Genomic DNA, 18981 nt, shown 5'->3' with positions numbered 1-18981 from the left:
ACTCAGGGCTTCGCCCTTGGTGCCTGGTCCGGGGTCCTTCCCGGGGCCGGAGGCCGATGGGGCCGAGCGCGAGCGTCCCAAAGGGCGGGTGGGTGGGGGAAACACCGTCCGTTGTGTTGAGTCGGCCCAGGGTGGGGACAGAATGGCGGGATGGGGCCGGATCCTGCTGTTGCCGATGTTCGGCGGGCTGTGCGGGGGGCGCTTGCCGGGGTTGAGGCGGGGGCGCTTGTGGTGGTGGCGTGTAGTGGGGGGGCTGATTCGCTGGCGCTGGCCGCGTGTTTGGGGTTTGTGGCGCCTCGGTTGGGGCTGAGGGCGGGGTTGCTTACCGTTGATCATGGGTTGCAGGCCGAGTCGGGGGATCGGGCTCGGGAACTGGTGCAGCTTGCGCCGATGCTCGGCCTGGATCCAGCGGAGGTTCTGAGTGTGACCGTGGGACGGGACGGTGGTCCTGAGGCCGCCGCCCGGGATGCGCGGTACAAGGCGTTGGACGCGGCCGCGGAAAGATTGGGCGCGGCAGTCGTCCTGCTCGGGCACACGCTCAACGATCAAGCGGAGACCGTGCTCATGCGGCTCGCCCGGGGCAGTGGCAGCCGTTCCCTCGCGGGGATGCCCGAGCGGTTCGGGCGGTATCGGCGGCCGTTGCTGGGCGTTAGCCGTACCCGGACTGAGCAGGCTTGTGAGGCTTTGGGGCTGGCGCCCTGGAAAGACCCGCACAACGCCGACCAGGCGTACACGAGGGCACGGGTGCGGGGGGAGGCGCTGCCGGTGCTGGAGAGGACGCTGGGGCCGGGGATCGCGGAGGCGCTGGCGAGGACGGCGCGGTTGTGCCGGGATGACGCGGACGCGCTGGACGACTGGGCGGACGCGGCTTACGCGGAAGCGCGCGGGCTGGGTGCAGGGCTGGACGTGGTCGTGCTCGAAAGGTTGCCCGGAGCCGTGCGGCGGCGGGTGATCCAGCGGGCGGCGGTGGACGCGGGGGCAACGGCGAGCGCGCTGGCGGCCGTGCACATCGAGGAGGTGGAGCGGCTGGTCACGCAGTGGCGGGGCCAGCGGGCGGTGGACCTGCCCGGGGGGGTCGGGGCAGTGCGGCGATATGGCACCCTGATATTCGCCAGCAACCTCTCGTAAGGAACCGCAGGTGGATGCAGCCGACATGGGCAGAGATCTGTCCAACGTCCTCATTTCCGAAGACGAGCTCCAGACCAAAATCAAGGAACTTGCCGGCCAGATCGACGCGGACTACGCCGGGAAGGACCTGCTGATCGTCGGGGTCCTCAAAGGCGCCGTCATGATCATGGCAGACCTGGCCAGGGCGCTGCACATACCCGTCCAGATGGACTGGATGGCCGTGTCGTCCTATGGCGCGGGCACCAAATCATCCGGCGTCGTCAGAGTCCTCAAGGATCTTGACACCGACATCGCCAACCGCCACGTCCTGGTGGTCGAAGACATCATCGACTCGGGACTCACCCTGTCCTGGTTGCTCAACAACCTGCAGTCCCGCAACCCGGCCTCCGCCGAGATCTGCGCGCTGCTCCGCAAACCAGAAGCGATCAAGGTCCCCATCGATGTGAAATACGTAGGTTTCGACATCCCCAGCGAGTTCGTCATCGGCTACGGCCTGGACTACGCGGAGCGCTACCGGAACCTCCCGTTCATAGGCACGCTCGCCCCCCATGTCTACGGCGGCGAGTAAGCCCTGAGCGAAGTACCCCACCAAACGCGCGTTATTTGCTCCCAGGTCGGGGAACACGAGGATCCCTGACGTACGTTGGAAGGCAATACCGGGCCTGGCCGGGCGGTGACCCTGTGCGGTCAGGTCGGTGTACCTTCTGATAGCGCAGGGACAGCTCTGGGTAGTCAGTTGACGCGGCTGAAGGTGCCGCGACCCCCTTCTCACAAGGGGGGCCAGGCCTTATTAGTCAGGGAAGGGACGGACCCGCCAGGGTTCCGCATCGGATGGATCTCAAGCGATTTACACGTGGGCCACTGCTGTGGATCCTGGGCATTGTCGTGCTCCTCCTGCTGGTCACCACGATGTTCAGTGGTGAAGGCAATTACACGACGGCGGACACGTCCCAGGCGATGGAGCAGATCCAGGCCGGCAACGTCCAGAACGCAAAGGTCATCGACAAGGAGCAGCGCATCGAGCTGACCCTCGTCAACGACATCAAGGCGGGTAAGGACGCCAAACTGACCAAGCGCATCCAAGCCCCCTGGGTGACCGGTCAGGGCGTGGAGCTGGTCAACCAGCTTGCCGCGCAGAAGAAGGCGGGTAGCGTCAAGGGCGGGTTCACCGTCGACGTGCCGAGGGAGAACTTCCTCGTCAGCCTGCTGGTGAGCTTCCTCCCGATCGTGATCATTGTCCTCATCTTCCTGTTCATCATGAACCAGATGCAGGGCGGCGGCTCCCGGGTGATGAACTTCGGGAAGTCCAAGGCCAAGTTGATCACCAAAGACACCCCCAAGACCACGTTCGCCGACGTGGCGGGCGCCGACGAGGCCATCGAGGAACTCCAGGAGATCAAGGATTTCTTGCAGGCCCCGGCCAAGTTCCAGGCCATCGGCGCGAAGATCCCCAAGGGCGTGTTGCTGTACGGTCCGCCCGGCACCGGTAAGACGCTGCTCGCCAGGGCGGTCGCCGGTGAGGCCGGGGTGCCGTTCTACTCGATCTCGGGTTCCGACTTCGTGGAGATGTTCGTCGGTGTCGGCGCCTCCCGGGTCCGCGACCTGTTCGAGCAGGCCAAGGCGAACGCTCCGGCGATCATCTTCATCGACGAGATCGACGCGGTGGGCCGCCACCGTGGCGCTGGTCTCGGTGGCGGGCACGACGAGCGCGAGCAGACGCTGAACCAGCTGCTGGTCGAGATGGACGGCTTCGACGTCAAGGGCGGCGTGATCCTGATCGCCGCGACCAACCGCCCCGACATCCTGGACCCGGCGCTGCTGCGTCCCGGCCGTTTCGACCGCCAGGTCACCGTGGACCGCCCGGACCTGGAGGGCCGCAAGGGCATCCTCAAGGTGCACGGCCGCGGCAAGCCGTTCGCGGAGGGCGTCGATCTGGACATCATCGCCCGCCGCACCCCCGGGTTCACCGGCGCCGACCTGGCCAACGTGATCAACGAGGCGGCGCTGCTGACCGCGCGCAACGACCAGAAGCTGATCACGATGGAGATCCTCGAGGAGTCCATCGACCGGGTGATGGCCGGGCCCGAGCGCAAGTCCCGGGTCATGTCCGACCAGGAGAAGAAGATCATCGCGTACCACGAGGGCGGCCACGCCCTGGTGGCGCACGCGCTGCCCAACTCCGACCCGGTTCACAAGATCACGATCCTGTCCCGCGGCCGCGCCCTCGGTTACACGATGACGCTGCCCATGGAGGACAAGTTCCTGGCCACCCGCTCGGAGATGAACGACCAGCTGGCCATGCTGCTCGGCGGCAGGACCGCGGAGGAACTCGTCTTCCACGAGCCCACCACCGGCGCCTCCAACGACATCGAGAAGGCGACTGCGATCGCCCGGCGGATGGTCACCGAATACGGCATGAGCGAGAAGCTCGGCGCCCGTAAGTTCGGCTCCGGCAACGGCGAGGTCTTCCTCGGCCGGGAGATGGGCCACGAGCGCGACTACTCCGAGCAGATCGCCTCCACGATCGACGACGAGGTCCGCCGCCTGATCGAGGCGGGCCACGACACGGCCTGGGAGATCCTGGTCGAGTATCGGGACGTGCTGGACAACCTGGTCCTGGAGCTGATGGAGAAGGAGACCCTCTCCCGCGACCAGGTCCTGGAGATCTTCGCCCCGATAGTGACCAAGGAGAAGCGCCCGTCGTATGCGGGATACGGCAAGCGCCTGCCCTCCGACCGCCCGCCGGTCACCACGCCCAAGGAACTGGCCAACGGCAGCAACGGCTCCCCGGCCGCGCTGCCCGCCGCCAACATGTCACCCCAGCCCTCGACCCCGAAGCCCTCTACTCCGAAGAAGAACGAGGCCTAGAACGTGCGGGTCGACCACGCCCGGATCGAGCGGGCCGTTCGAGAGCTCCTTCTCGCCATCGGGGAGGATCCCAACCGCGACGGCCTGCTCGACACCCCGGCGCGAGTCGCCCGGGCGTATGCCGAGCAGTTCGCGGGCCTCGGCCAGGCCCCGGAGGACGTGCTCACCACAGTCTTCGACGCGGGCCACGACGAGATGGTGCTGGTCCGCGACATCGAGGTCTACAGCACCTGCGAACATCACCTGGTCCCCTTCCACGGGGTCGCCCACGTGGGCTACATCCCGAACGAGAAGGGCCAGGTGACCGGCCTGAGCAAGCTGGCCAGGCTGGTGGATGTGTACGCTCGCCGCCCCCAGGTCCAGGAGCGCATGACCTCCCAGATCGCGGACGCGCTGATGGAGGTGCTCCAGCCGCGCGGCACGATCGTGGTGGTGGAGGCCGAGCACATGTGCATGACCATGCGCGGGGTCCGCAAACCAGGCGCGAAGACGATCACCTCGGCCGTTCGCGGCATCTTCCGCGATGACGACAAGACCCGCGCCGAGGCGATGTCCCTGATCAACGCCCGCTGATCACCGGGGAATCGGGATCGTTATTAATCAGAAACCCGTCCCATAGTCAGCCGCATAGCCGCCGATCGGGCGATTCACCGCTGCGGCTGCCCAGATCACGACTGTTCTAATTAATATCCACAGGCCGTACCCGCGCGACTGACGGCGGCGGGGGAGCGCCTAGGCTTGGGCAGGTGAGGAGCAAGAGATGACCACGGGGACCGTGCCGGGGCTGCCCGATCCAGGGCGCTGTCTCGTCATGGGTGTGGTCAATGTCACGCCGGACTCCTTCTCCGACGGCGGCCGCTGGTTCGACGTGGACGCGGCGATCGCGCACGGGCTCGACCTGGTGGCCGATGGTGCCGACATCGTCGACGTGGGCGGCGAATCCACCCGCCCGGGAGCGGCCAGGGTCTCGCTGGGCGAGGAGCTGCGCCGGGTCGAACCGGTGATCAGGATTCTCAGCCAGGAGGGTGTCACGGTCAGCGTGGACACCATGCGCGCCGAGGTGGCCGAGATGGCCGTCCAGGCGGGGGCCCGGCTGGTCAACGACGTGAGCGGCGGCCTGGCCGACCCGGTGATGCCTCGGGTGGTGGCCGCGGCGGGCGTGCCGTATGTGGTGATGCACTGGCGCGGGCACAGCCGGGACATGGAGAGCCGGGCCATCTACGCCGACGTGGTCACCGAGGTGTGCGAGGAACTGCGCAAGCGGGTCGACTCGGTGCTGGCCGAAGGGGTGGGCGTCGAGCAGATCATCCTGGACCCCGGCCTGGGCTTCTCCAAACATCCCGAGCACAACTGGGAGCTCCTGGCCGGGATGGCACGCCTGCGTGAGCTGGGACACCCGTTGATCATCGGGGCGTCCCGGAAGCGGTTCCTCGGACGGCTGCTCGCCGACGCAGGCGGTGAACCCAGACCCTTCGACCAGAGCGACGACGCGACCCTGGCGGTCACGGCGCTCGCCGCCCGGGACGGCGCCTGGTGCGTCCGGGTGCACGACGTCAGGCCCAACGCGGACGCGGTGCGAGTCGCCGCGGTGTGGAGGGCGGCCACAGATCCGCGACCGGCGAGGGACGCAGATGAAGGACGTTGAGGATGTCAATCAGGCGTTCTACGCCGCGATTGAGAGCGCCGATCTGGATCGCATGTCCGAGATCTGGGTGGAGGACGCCGGGAACCGGGTGGCGATGTGCGTGCATCCGGGGTGGCCGCTGCTGAGCGGCCGGTCCGAGGTGCTCCGGTCGTGGGCGCTGATCATGGCGAACACGCCGTACATCCAGTTCGTGCTGACCGACGTGAACACCACCGTGCTGGGGGACGTGGCCGTGCTCACCTGCGCGGAGAACATCCTGACCGCGGCCGACTCCGACGACACGGGCTTCGCGGCCGGGCGGGTGGTGGCGACCAACACCTACGTCAGGACGCCGACGGGCTGGCGGCTGTGGCACCACCATGGCTCACCGGTGCTGCAGACCGACGACGAGGAGGATGAGAACGATGGATAGCGTGGCCCTGCGGGGGGTCCGGGCGCGCGGGCGGCACGGCTGCCTGCCGGCGGAGCGGGAGCTCGGCCAGGAGTTCGTCGTGGACGCCACCCTCTTCCTGGACACCGCCCCGGCGGCGGCGAGCGACGACCTGGCCAAGACGGTCGACTACGGCGCGCTGGCGGGGGAGCTGGCGGCGATCGTGTCCGGCGAGCCGGTCAACCTGATCGAGACGCTGGCCGACCGGCTGGCGATGGCCTGCCTCCGCCACGAGTTGGTGGAGGAAGCCGAAATCCGGGTGCACAAGCCGGCCGCGCCGATCCCGGTGCCGTTCGCCGACGTGGTGGTGACCGTGCGGAGGTCCCGGCCGTGAGGGTCGTGCTCGCCCTCGGCAGCAATCTGGGCCGCCGGATGGAGAACCTGCAAGGCGCCGTGGACGCGCTGTTCGACGCGCCTGGCCTGGCCTTCGTGGCGGTCTCGCCGGTCTACGAGACCGACCCGGTGGGCGGCCCGGCCCAGGGGGCGTTCCTGAACGCGGTGGTGATCGCGGAGGGCATGCCGGAGCCGCGCTCGATCCTGGAGCGCGCGCTGAGCATCGAGGACGCCTTCGGCCGGGAGCGGTCCGAACGCTGGGGCCCGCGCACCCTCGACGTGGATCTGATCACGGTGGGCGACCTGACCTGCGAGGGGCCGGAGCTGATCCTGCCGCATCCGCGCGCCCACGAGCGCGCGTTCGTGCTGGTCCCGTGGGCGCAGGCGGATCGGGCCGCGACCCTGCCCGGGCGCGGCCCGGTGGCGGCCCTGCTCGCCGACCTCGACCAGAGCGGGGTACGGCTCCGCGCCGACCTCGCCCTCCAGCCCCCCGCCTAGGAGCAATCCCCGTGAAGCCCAGCAATCCTGGCGTCCTGGTTGGCCTGACGGTCGTGTTCGCCATCCTCACCTGGGGCATGTTGAAGCAGGTCTACCACACGCTGCCCGCGCTGCCGTGGACGGCCATGCCGACCGTGCTCATCCTGGCGATCGGCGAGGGCTACACCGGGGTGCTGACCCGGGCCAGGATCGCCAGGAAGGAAGGCACCAAGCCGGTGGAGCCGCTGGCGGTGGCCCGCCTGGCCGCCCTGGCGAAGGCGACCGCCCACGCGGGCGCGGTGTTCGCGGGGATCTTCGGGGGTTTCGTCATCCACACGCTGGAACTGATCGACGTGCCGGATCCCCGGCAGGACGCGTTCATCGCGGGCGGTTCCTTCGTGTGCTGCGTGCTGCTGATCTGCGCGGCGCTGTTCCTGGAGTTCTCCTGCCGGGTGCCGGACAACTCCAAACGGGACGACGAGTAGCTCGGCCGCGCCTGTATCTGGACGAACACGCGCGTCAGGCCAGGTGGTGGCTGCCGGTGAAGTCGGCGGGGAGGGGTAGGAGCGGGACGGCGTGGCCCGCCGCCTGCTCGGGGGTGGTGTGCAGATGGCCGGGCCGGCCGCCGGGGGGCAGCGGGCCCTCGAAGAAGAAGCCGAGCAGGGGCGAGTGGACGGCGAGGATGTCGTGCTCGTCGCCGGCGGGGGTGCACAGCAGGTCGCCGGGGCCTACATGGTAGGTGTGGCCGCCGCTCCAGACCGTTGCCTGACCGTTGATGACCAGCCAGTACTCCGCGCAGTCGTGGTGGTGGCGGTCGAAGTGGCCGCCCGCGGCGGGCATCCGGAAGATGCCCGCCGCGGTGAGGTCGGACCAGGCGGGCCGATGGTCCCGCCAGCGGCTGCCCGCTCTGACGACCGTCATCAGGTTCTCGCTCAGGCCTGGATCCACCGGGGGACGCCGCCCGGCTCGTGCAGGTGCAGGTCGGGGGCGCCGTCCAAAGCCTTCTCCTCCCCGCCGGGGGTGTAGGTGACGATCAGCCGCAGCGTGCGCCAGGTGCTGTTGTAGGTGGAGTGGTAGGCGCCCGCGGGGATGTGGACCGTGTCGCCCTCCCTGATCGGGAAAGGCTCGCCGTCGTCCACCATCTGCATGGCCTCCCCGGAGATCACATAGATGATCTCCTCGCTGCCGGGATGGTTGTGGCGGGCGTGGCCCTGGCCCGGGTTGACGATGACCTCGCCGAGCGTGCTGCCCGCGCCGGGGATGAGCGAAGGCGTGACGAACCACTTGATCGACCCCCAGTCGAAGGCCATAGTCGCCACTTTGTCCGGACTTATCAGCATTTAGAGCTCCAGACTCTTGAAGGATCGGACCTGTTCGGTGATCGCCACCTCGGTGGGCAGCCGCTCGATCGACGACGCGCCGAAGAAACCGGCCACGCCCTCGGTGCGGGACAGCACGTAGGCCGCGTCCGACGGCTCCGCGATCGGCCCGCCGTGGCACAGCACCAGCACATCGGGCCGGACGGCGACGGCCGCGTCCCGCATCGCCTGGACCCTGGTCACGGCCTCATCCAGGGTCAGCGCCGTCCCCGCGCCGATGCTCCCCTTGGTGGTCAGGCCCACGTGCGGCACCAGCACGTCGGCCCCCGCGGCGGTCATCGCCGCCGCCTGGTCGGGGTCGAACACGTACGGCGCGGTCACCAGGTCGCGCTCGCGGGCCAGCCGTACCATCTCGATTTCCAGGTCGAAGCCCATGCCGGTCTCCTCCAGGTTCTGGCGGAAGACCCCGTCGTAGAGGCCGACGGTGGGGAAGTTCTGCACGCCCGCGAACCCCATGCTCCGCAGCTGGTCCAGGAAGCGCGGCAGCACCCGGAACGGGTCGGTCCCGCACACCCCGGCCAGCACGGGCGTGTCCCGCACCACGGGCAGCACCTCGGCGGCCATCTCGACCACGATCTGGTTGGCATCCCCGTACGGCAGGAGCCCGGCCAGCGACCCGCGCCCGGCCATCCGGTAGCGCCCGGAGTTGTAGATGATGATCAGATCGACCCCGCCGGCCTCGGCGCACTTGGCGCTCAGCCCGGTCCCGGCCCCCGCGCCCACCACGGCCCTGCCCGCGTCGACGGTACGGCGAAGCCGGCCCAGAACCTCCTCGCGGTTCACGCCTTCCCCCCGATCAGCTCGTGCAGCCGCTCGGCCATGGTCCGGCCGAACTCCGGATCGTTGATGTGCAGGTCCAGGCGCTCGGTGCCGGGGAAGGCGGCCATGGCCTCGAACGCGGCCTCGTCGGCCTTCGGGTCGTGGAAGGCCATCCCCTCCGCGTCCAGCGCCGAGACGCCCTTCAGCGGGACGAACAGGGCGGCGGGGCCCTGGGCCGCCGCGAGCTTGGCGGCGAGGCGGCGGCCGAGCTCGGCCATCTCCTCGGCGGTGGTGCGCATCAACGTCACCGTGGGGTTGTGGACGTAGAGGTTCCTGGTGCCGAAGCGTTCGGGGACCGTGTCGCGGGGGCCGAAGTTGACCATGTCGAGGGCGCCGGGCGCGACCACCTGCGGCACGCCGCGCCGCCCCGCCGCCGTCAGCCGATCCGGGCCCGCCGACAGGACGCCGCCGACCAGGTCGTCGGCCAGCTCGGTGGTGGTCAGGTCGAGCACCCCGGCCAGCATCCCGCTCTCGGCCAGGCCCTCCAGCGCCCGGCCGCCGGCGCCGGTGGCGTGGAAGACCAGCACCTCGTACCCGAGCTCGTCGAGCCGTTGCCTGGCCGCGTCGACGGCCGGGGTGGTGACGCCGAACATCGACGCCGCGACGAGCGGCCGGTCCGCGCCGCCCGCTTCTCCTCCGGGATCGGCGGCGGCCATGGCCGCGGCGGCTGCCGCCGCGTTGCCGAGGATGAGGCGGGAGACGCGGTTGATGCCCGCGATGTCCACCACGCTGTGCATCAGGGTGACGTCCTTCGCCCCGACATAGGGTGAGACGTCCCCCGAGGCCATCGTGGACACCATGAGCTTGGGCAGCCCGACCGGCAGATCTCGGACGGCTCGCGCCGCGATCGAGGAGCCGCCGCTGCCGCCCACCGCCAGCACCGCGCCCACCCGGCCCGCCGCGTGCAGCCCGGCCAGCACGGCCGCGGCCCCCTCGCCCATCGCGGTGACGGCGGCCCCCCGGTCGCCCGCCGCCCGCAGGGCCGCCACCCGCGCCCCCGCGGCCTCGGCCACCTGGTCGCTGGTGATATCGGCGGGCACGGTCGCCGGGCCCACGCCCGCGTCCACGAGCAGCACCTCCGCGCCCAGCGCCCGGAGCCGGTCGCGCAGCCAGGCGTACTCCTGGCCCTTGGTGTCCAGCGTCCCGATCAGTACGACGGCTGGCATCTCACGCCACTCCTCTGCGCTCGAAGACCTGTTTGGCCACGTTCAGGGCGTTGATGGCCCGGGGGAATCCGGCGTACTGGACGCAGTGGATGATGACCTCGACGATCTCGGCGGCGGTCAGGCCGACGTTGAGGCCCGCGTTGATGTGGCCGGTCAGCTGCGGTTCGCAGCCGCCGATGTTGACCAGCGAGGCGATCGAGGCGATCTGCCGCTGCTTCAGGTCGAGCCCGGGGCGGGCGTAGATCTCCCCGAAGTTGAACTCCACGCCGTAGCGTCCGAGATCGGAGCCAGGGCCGGAGAGCGACTGGAGCAGGCGGTCGGCCGCGCCGTCGCCGTAGACCTCGTCGTACTTCGCCCGGCCCTGGTCGAGGCGGGATTCGGTGCTGTCGTCCATCAGATCGCGTGACCTCCGTCCTGGGGCAGGATGACGCCGGTCAGGTAGGCCGCCGAGGGCAGGCAGAAGAACACGATGGTCTCGGCCAGGTCCTCGGGGCGGCCCAGCGTCCTGGTGGGGATCTGGGCGAGCAGGGCCTCGCGCTGCTCGGGGGTGTCCCGGTCGCGGCCGGGGGTCTGCTGGGCGCCGGGCGCGATGGCGTTGACCGTGATGCCGGCGGTGGCGTACTCGATGGCCAGGGCCTTGGTCAGCCCGACCACGCCTGCCTTCGCGGCGGCGTAGCCGCTCGCGTGCCGGACCAGGCGTCCGCCGCGCAGGGCCGCGATGGAGGCGATGTTCACGATCCGGCCGCCGCCGCGGGCCAGCATCGACGGCACGACCGCGGAGGTGACGTTGAAGACGCTGGTCAGGTTGACGTCGACCATCCGCTGCCACTCCTGCTCGGTCATCTCGTGGAAGGGCCGGACCATGCCCCCGCCCGCGTTGTTGACCAGGATGTCCAGGCCGCCCCAGGCCTGGACGACCTCCCCGACCGCGTCCCGGGTGGCGGCGAAGTCGGTGATGTCGGTCTTGAGCTCCAGCGCCTGACGCCCGGCCGCCCGGACGGCCTCGCCGAACAGCCCGAGCCCGTCGGCGGCCACGTCCAGGCCGGCGACGTCGCACCCCTCCGCGGCCAGAGCCTGGGCGAACACCTTGCCCATGGCGCCGCCCGCGCCGGTGACGAGCGCTTTCCTGCCTGCCAGTCGCATCTGCGAACCTTTCACTTGAGTGCTCCGGCGGTCATCCCCTGGATGAAATGCCGCTGAAGGAGGAGATAGAGGGCGATGATGGGGATGCTGGCCAGCGTGACGCCCGCGGCGATCATCGACCGGTCCACGCTGTACTCCCCGACGAAGAACATGATTCCGGTGGAGATCGGGCGCAGCCCCTCGTCCTGGCCGTACAGCAGGGGGATGAGGAACATGTTCCAGGTGAACATGAACTGGAGCACGACCAGCGTGATGATTCCCGGCCTGGCCAGCGGGAGGATGATGCGGGTGAAGACCCGCCACTCCGAGGCGCCGTCGATCCGGGCCGCGTTGGAGATCTCCTCGGGCAGCCCGCGGAAGAACGCCCGCATCAGGAACACCCCGAAGGCCAGCCCGAGCGCGACGCTCGGCACGATGACGCCCCAGTAGGTGCCCAGGATGCCCAGGTCCCGGACCAGGTAGTACTGCGGAATCATGATCGACTGGAACGGGATCATGATGCCCACCAGGAAGGCGCCGAAGATCAGCCGCTCGCCGGGGAGCCGTCGCGTGCCCAGGGCGTACCCGGCAAGGCAGGAGAAGGCGGTCACCAGCGGCACCACGAACGCGGCGTACAGCACCGAGTTGCCGATGTAGGAGCCGAACCGGCCGGTCGTCCACGCCTCCGCCAGGTTCTCCCAGTGCAGCGTCGCCGGGACGCCGAAGGGATCCTGATTGATCTCGGCCGTGCTCTTCAGCGCGGAGAACCAGATCCACAGGAACGGCATCACGAACAGCAGCGCGAACAGCAGGAGGATCAGGTACCTGGCGGTCTTCACGGTGATCGTCATGCGCGCTCCCTGACCCGGACCACCGCGATCGACACCAGCAGCGAGATCGCCGTGAGCACCAGCGACAGGGTCGCACCGTAGCCGACCTCGTTCTCCATGAACGCCTTCTGGTAGGTGTAGGTGGCGATCAGCTGGGTGGCGTCGTCCGGGCCGCCCTTGGTCATGATCCAGACGTGGTCGAAGGCCTGGAAGCCGTGGACCAGCAGCAGGACGACGACCAGCGTGATGGCGTTGGACAGCTGCGGGATCACCACGTGCCGGAAGCGCTGCCACCCGTTGGCGCCGTCCACCCGGGCCGCGTCGACCAGGTCGGTGTCCACGTTGTGCAGCGCGGCGGTGAAGATGACGAACGCGAGGCCGACGGTGGCCCAGACCGAGGCCAGCAGCACCGCGTACAGGGCGAAGGAGGGGTCGCCCAGCCAGCCCCTGGTCCAGGCCTGGCGGCCGACCGCCTCCAGCGCGCGGTTGAGGATGCCGAAGGCCGGGTTGTAGATCCAGCTCCAGACGATGCCGACGATGATGGCGGGAAGCACCTGCGGCATGAAGTAGATCGTCCGCAGCGCGGTGAAGCCGCGGGGGCGGCTCCAGACGAGCATGGCGAGCAGCAGCGCCACCCCCATGGTCAGGGCGGTGCCGACGACCACCCAGATGAGGTTGTGGCCGAGCGAGCGCCAGAACAGGTCGTCGCCGAGCAGCCGCCGGAAGTTGGCCAGGCCGACGAAGCGCCTGTCGGGGCTGGCCCCGTCCCAGTCGGTCAGGCTCAGGTAGAGCGACTGGGCCAGCGGCCACAGGACGAACCCCGCGTAGAGCAGGCCCGCGGGCACCAGGAACAGGTAGCCCAGGGTCCGGCCCTGCGGCGGGCCGCCAGGCCGGACCTGCCCCGCCACCGAGCGTGGCCTCGTCAGCGTGAGCGTCATGAGGTCAGCCCCGCCTCCCATGCCTTCTGCAGCTCCTCGGCCTGCTTGGCCGGAGTCTTGTCCCGGGCGACCACGGCCTGGAAGCCGCTGGTCATCGCCTTGAGGAAGCCGGGGGAGGCCAGACCGTGGTTGACCGCGTAGCCGATGTTGGCCGTGGCGTCGCCGCCGCCGTTCTGGGCCACCCCCATCGCGAGCTCCTGCAGCGGGGTCAGGGTGAATCCGCCGGATTCGAAGGGCACCGGCGGGAAGATCTTGCCCTCCTGGACCCAGAGCTTGACGGCCTCCGGCTGGTAGAGCGAGTCCAGGAACCCGGCGGCCAGGTCGGCGTTGGCGCTCTTGGCCGAGATGTAGTACGCCGAGCCGATGCCGCCGGGGTAGACGCGGGGGCCGCCGTTGACCGAGGGCATGGCCATGATGCCGATCTCCTGGCCCGGCATGTCCTTCTCGATCGTGCCGACCGCCCAGGTGCCGTTGAGATTCATCAGCGCCTTGCCGGCCAGGAAGAGCGACTGGGCGTCGGGTCCGCCGAGGGAGTTGAGGTCCTTGATGAAGCCGCCGGCCTTGACCAGATCGACGAAGAACAGCTGGATGGCCTCCACCAGCTGCGGGGTGTTCCAGCTGCCCTTGTTGTCGAAGATCAGGTCGCCCATCGGCTGGGCCCCCGCCAGGTTGCCGGCCATCATCGAGAACGCCCACCAGCTCGGGTAGACGTCCGACTGGCCGTAGGCGATCGGCGTGTATCCCTTCTTGCTCGCGGCGGCGACGAAGGTGAGCAGCTCGTCGAAGGTCTCTGGGACGGTCAGCCCGGCCTTCTCGATAAGAGTCTTGTTGTAGAACAGGACGGTGTTCTCCGACTCGTTGGGCAGGCCGTACAGCTTGCCGCCGAGGGAGGCCTCGCGGATCGCGAAGGGGGTCAGCCGGTCCAGCCAGCCGTATTTGGCGGCGACGTCGTCCAGCGGGCGGAGCAGCCCCGCGTCGGCCAGCACGCCGGCGTTGCCCGCGCCGACCTGGTAGTAGATGACGTCCGGGCCGGTGCCGGAGGCCAGCGCCGTCTTGCCCACCGTGGTCAGCTGGTCCCCGGTCTGCGCGCTGCGGGCGATGGTCGCGCCCGGGAACCGGTCGTAGATCTTCTTCACGGCCTCGTTCTGCGGCGAGGTCGTGAACTGGTCCCACACCTTCAGCCCGGGGCGGGCCGCGCCCGTGCCGGTCCCGGTGCCACCGGGTTCGGTGCGGCCCCAGCCGCAGGCGCTGAGCGTCAGCGCGGCGGCGGCCAGGCCGCCGGCGCGGAACAGGTCGCGGCGCGAGGGGGTGTTCATGGCGTGGTCCTCTCGTATTACTGAAAGTCGTGATCTGGACAGCCGCAGCGGTGAATGGTCGGCGGCTATGCGGCTGTCTATGGGACGGGTTTTTGGTTAATAAGGTGCAGGTGCTGCGGCCCAGGGGGTCGCTATGCGGTGCTGTCCCGAGGTCACCGAGCACACGGTCACCCGGTCGCGCCGTTCCAGGACGGTGATGTGGGCGGTGGATCGGACGGCCTCGGGGTCGCTGGTGGGGACGTGGACGAGGGCGTCGGCGCCCGGCGGGATGCGCAGGTCGAGCGTGAACACGCCCTCCGCCACCGACCAGGCGGACTCGACCCGGCCGCGGGGGGTCTCCTGCGCGGCCCGAGCCCAGGTCAGCCGCCCGCCCGGGTGGGGGCGGAGCGTCAGGCTGGCGTAGGCCACGGAATCGGGTTCCTGACCGATCCCCGCCACCCCGCCGTACAGCCAGTCCCCGACCGCGCCCAGGCTGTAGTGGTTGAAGGAGTTCATGGTGGCCGACTGGAAGCCGCGCTCCGGGGTCCAGCCGTCCCAGCGTTCCCAGATGGTCGTGGCACCGTGCCGGACCGAGAACAGCCAGCCGGGGAAGCTCTCCTGGTGCAGGAGCCGGTAGGCGAGGTCGGCGCGGCCGATGCCGGTGAGCACCGGGCAGAGCAGGCCCACCCCGATGAAGCCGGTGGTCAGATGGTCGTCGTGCTTGGCCAGGTCCCGGACCAGGTGGGCGGCGAGGGCTTCGCGCAGCTCGGCGGGGACCAGGGCGAACTCCAGCGCGAGCAGGTAGCAGGTCTGGGTGTCGCCGTGGACGCGGGCGTCCGGTCCGACGAACGCGGCCGTGAAGGCCGCCCGGATCGCGGCGGCCAGCGTTTCGTAGCGTTCGGCCGGTCCGGCCAGCCCGAGCACCCGGGCCGCCCGGCCCACGAGGGTGGCCGACTGGGCGAAGTAGGCCGTGGCCAGCACCTCGCGCGGGGTGTCCACGCCGACCTGGAGCCAGTCACCGTAGTTGCGTCCGGTACGGCGTCGCCAGATCAGATCGGGGTTGTGCCGCTCGATCTGGTCCACCCAGCGGGCCATCGCCGGGAAGCAGTCCGCCAGCACGCGGCGGTCGCCGTACAGGCGGTAGAGGGTCCATGGGACGATCACCCCGGCGTCTCCCCAGCCGGGCGCGCCCTCCCTGGTCAGGCAGGCCTTGGGGGCCACGTCGGGGAAGGCCCCCTCGGCGTCCTGGCCGGACAGCACGTCCCGCATCCAGTCGGCCATGAACGCGGACATCTCGGCGCCGCGGGCGGCGGTGGGCAGGAAGACCTGAGCGTCGGCGAGCCAGCCGAGCCGCTCGTCCCGCTGCGGGCAGTCGGTGGGCACCGAGACGAAGTTGCCGCGCTGACCCCAGCGGATGTTCTCGTGCAGCCGGTTGACCAGCTCGTCGCTGCAGGTGAACTCGCCGGTCCAGGGCAGATCGCTCTGCAGGACCCGGCCGGTGACCTCCATCCGCCCCTCGAAACCGGTGACCTCGACGTAGCGGAAGCCGTGCAGGGTGAAGGCCGGCTCGTACACCTCGACGGGGTCGCCCGCGCAGACGTAGACGTCGGTGGCCTCGGCGCGGCGCAGGTTCGCGGTGTGCGGGGAGCCGTCCGCCGCCAGCATCTCGGCGTGCCTGAGCTGGATCCGCCGGCCGCGCTCCGCGCCGTGGACGGTGAGCCGGACCCGGCCGACCATGTTCTGGCCGAGGTCGAAGATCGTGCCGCCGCCGGGGGCGGGAAAGCTGCGCAGGGCCGGCAGGTCGGCGACCACCCGGACGGGGGTGCTGCGGGACCAGACCAGCTCGGCGGTGTCCCGGCCGAGGACGGCGACGGGCGCCCACGCGCTGTCGTCGAAGCCGGGGGCGTCCCAGCCCTCCCGCCGCCGGCGGGCGTCGTGGTACTCGCCCATCAGCAGGTCGGAGTGGCGCAGCGGGCCCGGTGCCTCCCGCCAGTCGCCGTCGGTGGCGACGACCTGGCGGGATCCGTCGGCGAACTCCAGCTCCAGCTGGGCGATGAGGGCCGGCGCGTCGCCGTAGAGCTTGCCCGCCCGGCGCGGGTCGAAGCCGACGAAGCCGCTCCACCAGCCGTCCGCGAGCAGCGCGCCCAGGACGTTGCGCCCGGCGCGCAGCAGCGCGGTCACGTCCTGGGTCTGGTACCTGATCCGCTGCCGGTAGTCGGTCCAGCCGGGTTCGAGCTCGGCGTCGCCGACCCGCGAGCCGTTCAGGGAGAAGCGGTACAGGCCTCGCGCGCTGGCGTGCAGCCTGGCCCGCACGGGGAGCTCAGGCAGGTCGAAGGCGCGGCGCAGCTGCGCGGGTGGGGTCAGCTTGCGGGTGTTGAGGGTGAGGTCGTCATCGGCGGGGGGTTCGAAGACGGGCTGCGCGGCCTCGTCCCTGGCGATCCAGGCCGCGCTCCAGCCGCCCATCAGCCCGGTCTCGAACCACGACTCGGCGCTGCCCGCCGGCGACCCCCAGGCGTCGTGGACCTCGACCGTCCAGGTGTAGCGGGTGGCGGGCGCCAGGGGCGGCCCGTCGTAGCCGATCTGGCTGTCGTCGGCGCCATCGCGATCCCACACGAGCCGCCCTCCGGCGCGCACCGTGAGGCGGTAGGCGCTCTGGCGGTCGCCGTGGGCGCCGGAGCGCAGCCGCCACGCCAGGCGCGGGGCCGGCTCGTCCATTCCGCGGGGCCGGTCGAGGAACTCGCAGGTGAGGTCGTACGGAGACAGGAGTGCCACGATGTCGATCACTTCCCTTCGTTGGCCCGGTCCCCCGATACGAATCGTTTTAAGAGCTGCCGCCCAACAAGATGGGGTGACGTTACAACCATGTTGCGCGATTGGTCAACCGGTTGACCAATGTCTGGTTTATGGCCTACCGTCCACTGTCATGGACTACGCGCTGCTCGGCTCGACCGGTGTTCGGGTCTCGCGGCTCTGCGTCGGCACGGCCACGTTCGGAGTGGCGCCGGACCCGGCCGAAGCCGCCAGGATCGTGCGCGGCGCGCTGGACCACGGGATCAACTTCTTCGACACCGCCGACTCCTACGGCAACCTGCCGCACTTCGACCGGCCGGGCGTGCCGGCGTGGGACCTGCGGGAATCGGCCGAGGAGATCCTCGGCAAGGCGCTGGCCGGGCAGCGCGACCAGGTCGTGCTGGCCACCAAGGCGCGCGAGCCGGTCGGGCCCGGCGTCAACGACCGGGGGCTGTCCAGGCGGCATCTGGTGCGCCAGCTGGAGCGGAGCCTGCGGCGGCTGAACACCGACCACGTGGATCTCTTCTACGCTCACCACCCCGATCCCGACACACCGCTGGACCAGCCGCTCAGAGCCATGGACGACCTGGTCAGGCAGGGCAAGGTGCGTTACGCGGCGCTGTCGACCTATCCGGCGTGGGAGACGGTCAGGGCCATGTGGATCTGCTCGGAGCTGCGCCTGAACCCGCCGGTGTGCGCCCAGGTGCGCTACAACCTGTTCGACCGTACGCCCGAGGTGGAGCACGTGCCCGCCGTCCTCCGGCTGGGCCTGTCCCTGGTCGCCTTCAGCCCGCTCAACGGCGGGCTGCTGGCTGCCGCCGCCGACCGCGACTACAGCGGCGAGCGGCGCTGGGGCGGCGGTGGCTTCGCCCCCGAGCACCTGGCCACGGCCGACCGGCTGGCGGCGCTGGCCACGAGCTGGGGGCTGCCGCCCGCCCAGGTCGCGATCGCCTGGCTGCTGTCGCGTCCCGCCGTCGCCAGCGCGATCATCGGCCCGGAGAGCGTCGCGGAGCTTTCGGCGAGCGTGGCCGCCGCGGGGCTGCGGCTGGATCAGGCCCAGCTCGACGCGCTGACCGCGCTGCCCTCCTTTCCCCGTTCCGCCGAGAGCCTGCTCACCATGCGGGAGGGGTGAGGTGGAGCTTACCTACGACCGGGAAGGGCCCTACCTCGACCGGGTACGGCTCGGCGATCTCGACCTGCTGCGCCGGGTCGGCGTGGAGGTCAGGGACCACCGGTGGATGACGGTGCCCGGGCGGGTCCTGCACGTGTCCGGGTCCCGGCTGGAGGTGTGGCACAGCTCGGGCGAGGTCGACTTCGCACGGCACGGCACGGTGACCGCGACCGAGGACTCGCTGCGGTTCTCGATCGAGGGCCGGGCCGGGCGGGACTTCGAGCGGGCCAGGATCGGGCTCTGCCTCCTGCATCCCGCCCACTTGGCCGGGACCGCCGTGGAGGTCAACGGCGCTCCCGCGGGGGAGTTCCCCCGGCGGATCAGCCCACGCCCGATCTTCACGGGCATCCGGACGATGCGCTACCTGGACTCCGGGGTGGAGGTGCGGATCTCGCTGTCGGGCGAGATGTTCGAGACCGAGGACCACCGCAACTGGACCGACCCCGGCTACAAGACCTACGGCACACCGCTCGATCGTCCCTGGCCCGTCCTCCTGCGCCGCGGCGACCGCGTCCACCAGACCCTCCACCTGACCGTGACCGGCCACCCCCGCCCCCCCCCCCCCCCCCCCCCGCCCCCCCGCCCCACCC

General features: G+C 70.3%; 21 protein-coding genes. 11 read left to right on the top strand and 10 right to left on the bottom strand.

Translation table 11 applies throughout. The features are described 5' to 3' along the window. The first annotated feature begins 150 nt into the window (after window positions 1–150). The 9 genes from tilS (at window position 151) to ABGB08_RS52485 (ending at window position 7366) form a co-directional block, all read left to right on the top strand. The gene (gene tilS / locus ABGB08_RS52525; protein WP_347607420.1) at window positions 151–1128 is read left to right on the top strand and encodes a tRNA lysidine(34) synthetase TilS; all 978 of its coding nucleotides are present in this window, start codon (window positions 151–153) and stop codon (window positions 1126–1128) included. A 10-nt stretch (window positions 1129–1138) separates the two neighbouring features. After that, window positions 1139–1696: a hypoxanthine phosphoribosyltransferase gene (gene hpt, locus ABGB08_RS52520; protein ID WP_347607417.1), complete on the top strand. Its 558-nt coding sequence runs from the start codon at window positions 1139–1141 to the stop codon at window positions 1694–1696. Between the two features lie 263 nt (window positions 1697–1959). Then, on the top strand, window positions 1960–3996 hold the full coding sequence (gene ftsH / locus ABGB08_RS52515; protein ID WP_347607414.1) for an ATP-dependent zinc metalloprotease FtsH: 2037 nt from the start codon (window positions 1960–1962) through the stop codon (window positions 3994–3996). 3 nt (window positions 3997–3999) lie between these two features. Next, window positions 4000–4569 (top strand): GTP cyclohydrolase I FolE, encoded by a 570-nt coding sequence (gene folE / locus ABGB08_RS52510; protein WP_347607411.1) that lies wholly within the window; start codon window positions 4000–4002, stop codon window positions 4567–4569. 187 nt (window positions 4570–4756) lie between these two features. Further along, window positions 4757–5641: a dihydropteroate synthase gene (folP, locus tag ABGB08_RS52505; RefSeq protein ID WP_347607408.1), complete on the top strand. Its 885-nt coding sequence runs from the start codon at window positions 4757–4759 to the stop codon at window positions 5639–5641. Continuing rightward, window positions 5628–6053 carry a nuclear transport factor 2 family protein gene (locus ABGB08_RS52500; protein ID WP_155351945.1) on the top strand — a complete coding sequence of 142 codons (426 nt, stop codon included), beginning with the start codon at window positions 5628–5630 and terminating at the stop codon, window positions 6051–6053. The genes folP and ABGB08_RS52500 overlap by 14 nt, the downstream gene beginning before the upstream one ends. Next, window positions 6046–6405, top strand: coding sequence for a dihydroneopterin aldolase (gene folB / locus ABGB08_RS52495; RefSeq protein WP_155351944.1), 360 nt, complete (start codon window positions 6046–6048; stop codon window positions 6403–6405). Before ABGB08_RS52500 ends, folB begins: the two co-directional genes overlap by 8 nt. Then, a complete protein-coding gene (gene folK / locus ABGB08_RS52490; RefSeq protein ID WP_347607405.1) occupies window positions 6402–6902 on the top strand; it encodes a 2-amino-4-hydroxy-6-hydroxymethyldihydropteridine diphosphokinase in 501 nt (166 codons plus the stop codon). Before folB ends, folK begins: the two co-directional genes overlap by 4 nt. A gap of 11 nt (window positions 6903–6913) precedes the next feature. Next, window positions 6914–7366 (top strand): DUF3180 domain-containing protein, encoded by a 453-nt coding sequence (locus ABGB08_RS52485; RefSeq protein WP_347607402.1) that lies wholly within the window; start codon window positions 6914–6916, stop codon window positions 7364–7366. Window positions 7367–7400: 34 nt separating this feature from the next. Here the strand turns inward: ABGB08_RS52485 and ABGB08_RS52480 are convergent, their stop codons facing one another. From ABGB08_RS52480 to ABGB08_RS52435, 10 genes are all read right to left on the bottom strand, one after another. Next, window positions 7401–7802 (bottom strand): AraC family ligand binding domain-containing protein, encoded by a 402-nt coding sequence (locus tag ABGB08_RS52480; protein WP_347607399.1) that lies wholly within the window; start codon window positions 7800–7802, stop codon window positions 7401–7403. Between the two features lie 11 nt (window positions 7803–7813). Then, the gene (locus tag ABGB08_RS52475; RefSeq protein ID WP_347607396.1) at window positions 7814–8221 is read right to left on the bottom strand and encodes a cupin domain-containing protein; all 408 of its coding nucleotides are present in this window, start codon (window positions 8219–8221) and stop codon (window positions 7814–7816) included. Next, window positions 8222–9043, bottom strand: coding sequence for a phosphoenolpyruvate hydrolase family protein (locus ABGB08_RS52470; protein WP_347607393.1), 822 nt, complete (start codon window positions 9041–9043; stop codon window positions 8222–8224). Further along, complete coding sequence (locus ABGB08_RS52465; protein WP_347607390.1) at window positions 9040–10245, bottom strand: Tm-1-like ATP-binding domain-containing protein; 1206 nt, start codon at window positions 10243–10245, stop codon at window positions 9040–9042. The genes ABGB08_RS52470 and ABGB08_RS52465 overlap by 4 nt, the downstream gene beginning before the upstream one ends. 1 nt (window position 10246) lies before the next feature. Continuing rightward, window positions 10247–10639 (bottom strand): carboxymuconolactone decarboxylase family protein, encoded by a 393-nt coding sequence (locus ABGB08_RS52460; protein ID WP_347607387.1) that lies wholly within the window; start codon window positions 10637–10639, stop codon window positions 10247–10249. After that, window positions 10639–11388 (bottom strand): SDR family NAD(P)-dependent oxidoreductase, encoded by a 750-nt coding sequence (locus tag ABGB08_RS52455; RefSeq protein ID WP_347607384.1) that lies wholly within the window; start codon window positions 11386–11388, stop codon window positions 10639–10641. Before ABGB08_RS52455 ends, ABGB08_RS52460 begins: the two co-directional genes overlap by 1 nt. An 11-nt stretch (window positions 11389–11399) precedes the next feature. Next, window positions 11400–12218, bottom strand: coding sequence for a carbohydrate ABC transporter permease (locus ABGB08_RS52450; RefSeq protein WP_155361839.1), 819 nt, complete (start codon window positions 12216–12218; stop codon window positions 11400–11402). Then, window positions 12215–13135 (bottom strand): sugar ABC transporter permease, encoded by a 921-nt coding sequence (locus ABGB08_RS52445; protein ID WP_347607380.1) that lies wholly within the window; start codon window positions 13133–13135, stop codon window positions 12215–12217. The genes ABGB08_RS52450 and ABGB08_RS52445 overlap by 4 nt, the downstream gene beginning before the upstream one ends. Further along, window positions 13132–14451: an extracellular solute-binding protein gene (locus ABGB08_RS52440; RefSeq protein ID WP_347607377.1), complete on the bottom strand. Its 1320-nt coding sequence runs from the start codon at window positions 14449–14451 to the stop codon at window positions 13132–13134. The genes ABGB08_RS52445 and ABGB08_RS52440 overlap by 4 nt, the downstream gene beginning before the upstream one ends. Window positions 14452–14547: 96 nt before the next feature. After that, window positions 14548–17214 carry a family 78 glycoside hydrolase catalytic domain gene (locus ABGB08_RS52435; RefSeq protein ID WP_347607374.1) on the bottom strand — a complete coding sequence of 889 codons (2667 nt, stop codon included), beginning with the start codon at window positions 17212–17214 and terminating at the stop codon, window positions 14548–14550. Between the two features lie 139 nt (window positions 17215–17353). On the opposite strand from ABGB08_RS52435, the gene ABGB08_RS52430 reads away from it, so the two are divergent. Further along, the gene (locus ABGB08_RS52430) at window positions 17354–18352 is read left to right on the top strand and encodes an aldo/keto reductase (protein ID WP_347607371.1); all 999 of its coding nucleotides are present in this window, start codon (window positions 17354–17356) and stop codon (window positions 18350–18352) included. Window position 18353: 1 nt separating this feature from the next. Beyond that, window positions 18354–18981: hypothetical protein (locus ABGB08_RS52425; protein ID WP_347607368.1), on the top strand; the 628-nt coding region annotated here is incomplete at its 3' end.

Source organism: Acrocarpospora sp. B8E8 (assembly GCF_039871605.1).
In the GTDB taxonomy this organism is placed as follows: domain Bacteria; phylum Actinomycetota; class Actinomycetes; order Streptosporangiales; family Streptosporangiaceae; genus Acrocarpospora; species Acrocarpospora macrocephala.
Note: the sequence above shows the minus strand (reverse complement) of the source record. Positions and strands in the feature narration are given on the sequence as shown.

Excerpts from the sequence above, each read along its gene's own strand:
- tilS (WP_347607420.1), top strand. The coding sequence starts at position 151 with ATGGGGCCGGATCCTGCTGTTGCCGATGTTCGGCGGGCTGTGCGGGGG.
- ftsH (WP_347607414.1), top strand. The coding sequence starts at position 1,960 with ATGGATCTCAAGCGATTTACACGTGGGCCACTGCTGTGGATCCTGGGC.
- folP (WP_347607408.1), top strand. The coding sequence starts at position 4,757 with ATGACCACGGGGACCGTGCCGGGGCTGCCCGATCCAGGGCGCTGTCTC.
- ABGB08_RS52500 (WP_155351945.1), top strand. The coding sequence starts at position 5,628 with ATGAAGGACGTTGAGGATGTCAATCAGGCGTTCTACGCCGCGATTGAG.
- folB (WP_155351944.1), top strand. The coding sequence starts at position 6,046 with ATGGATAGCGTGGCCCTGCGGGGGGTCCGGGCGCGCGGGCGGCACGGC.
- ABGB08_RS52480 (WP_347607399.1), bottom strand. The coding sequence starts at position 7,802 with ATGACGGTCGTCAGAGCGGGCAGCCGCTGGCGGGACCATCGGCCCGCC.
- ABGB08_RS52475 (WP_347607396.1), bottom strand. The coding sequence starts at position 8,221 with ATGCTGATAAGTCCGGACAAAGTGGCGACTATGGCCTTCGACTGGGGG.
- ABGB08_RS52465 (WP_347607390.1), bottom strand. The coding sequence starts at position 10,245 with ATGCCAGCCGTCGTACTGATCGGGACGCTGGACACCAAGGGCCAGGAG.
- ABGB08_RS52460 (WP_347607387.1), bottom strand. The coding sequence starts at position 10,639 with ATGGACGACAGCACCGAATCCCGCCTCGACCAGGGCCGGGCGAAGTAC.
- ABGB08_RS52455 (WP_347607384.1), bottom strand. The coding sequence starts at position 11,388 with ATGCGACTGGCAGGCAGGAAAGCGCTCGTCACCGGCGCGGGCGGCGCC.
- ABGB08_RS52450 (WP_155361839.1), bottom strand. The coding sequence starts at position 12,218 with ATGACGATCACCGTGAAGACCGCCAGGTACCTGATCCTCCTGCTGTTC.
- ABGB08_RS52445 (WP_347607380.1), bottom strand. The coding sequence starts at position 13,135 with ATGACGCTCACGCTGACGAGGCCACGCTCGGTGGCGGGGCAGGTCCGG.
- ABGB08_RS52440 (WP_347607377.1), bottom strand. The coding sequence starts at position 14,451 with ATGAACACCCCCTCGCGCCGCGACCTGTTCCGCGCCGGCGGCCTGGCC.
- ABGB08_RS52430 (WP_347607371.1), top strand. The coding sequence starts at position 17,354 with ATGGACTACGCGCTGCTCGGCTCGACCGGTGTTCGGGTCTCGCGGCTC.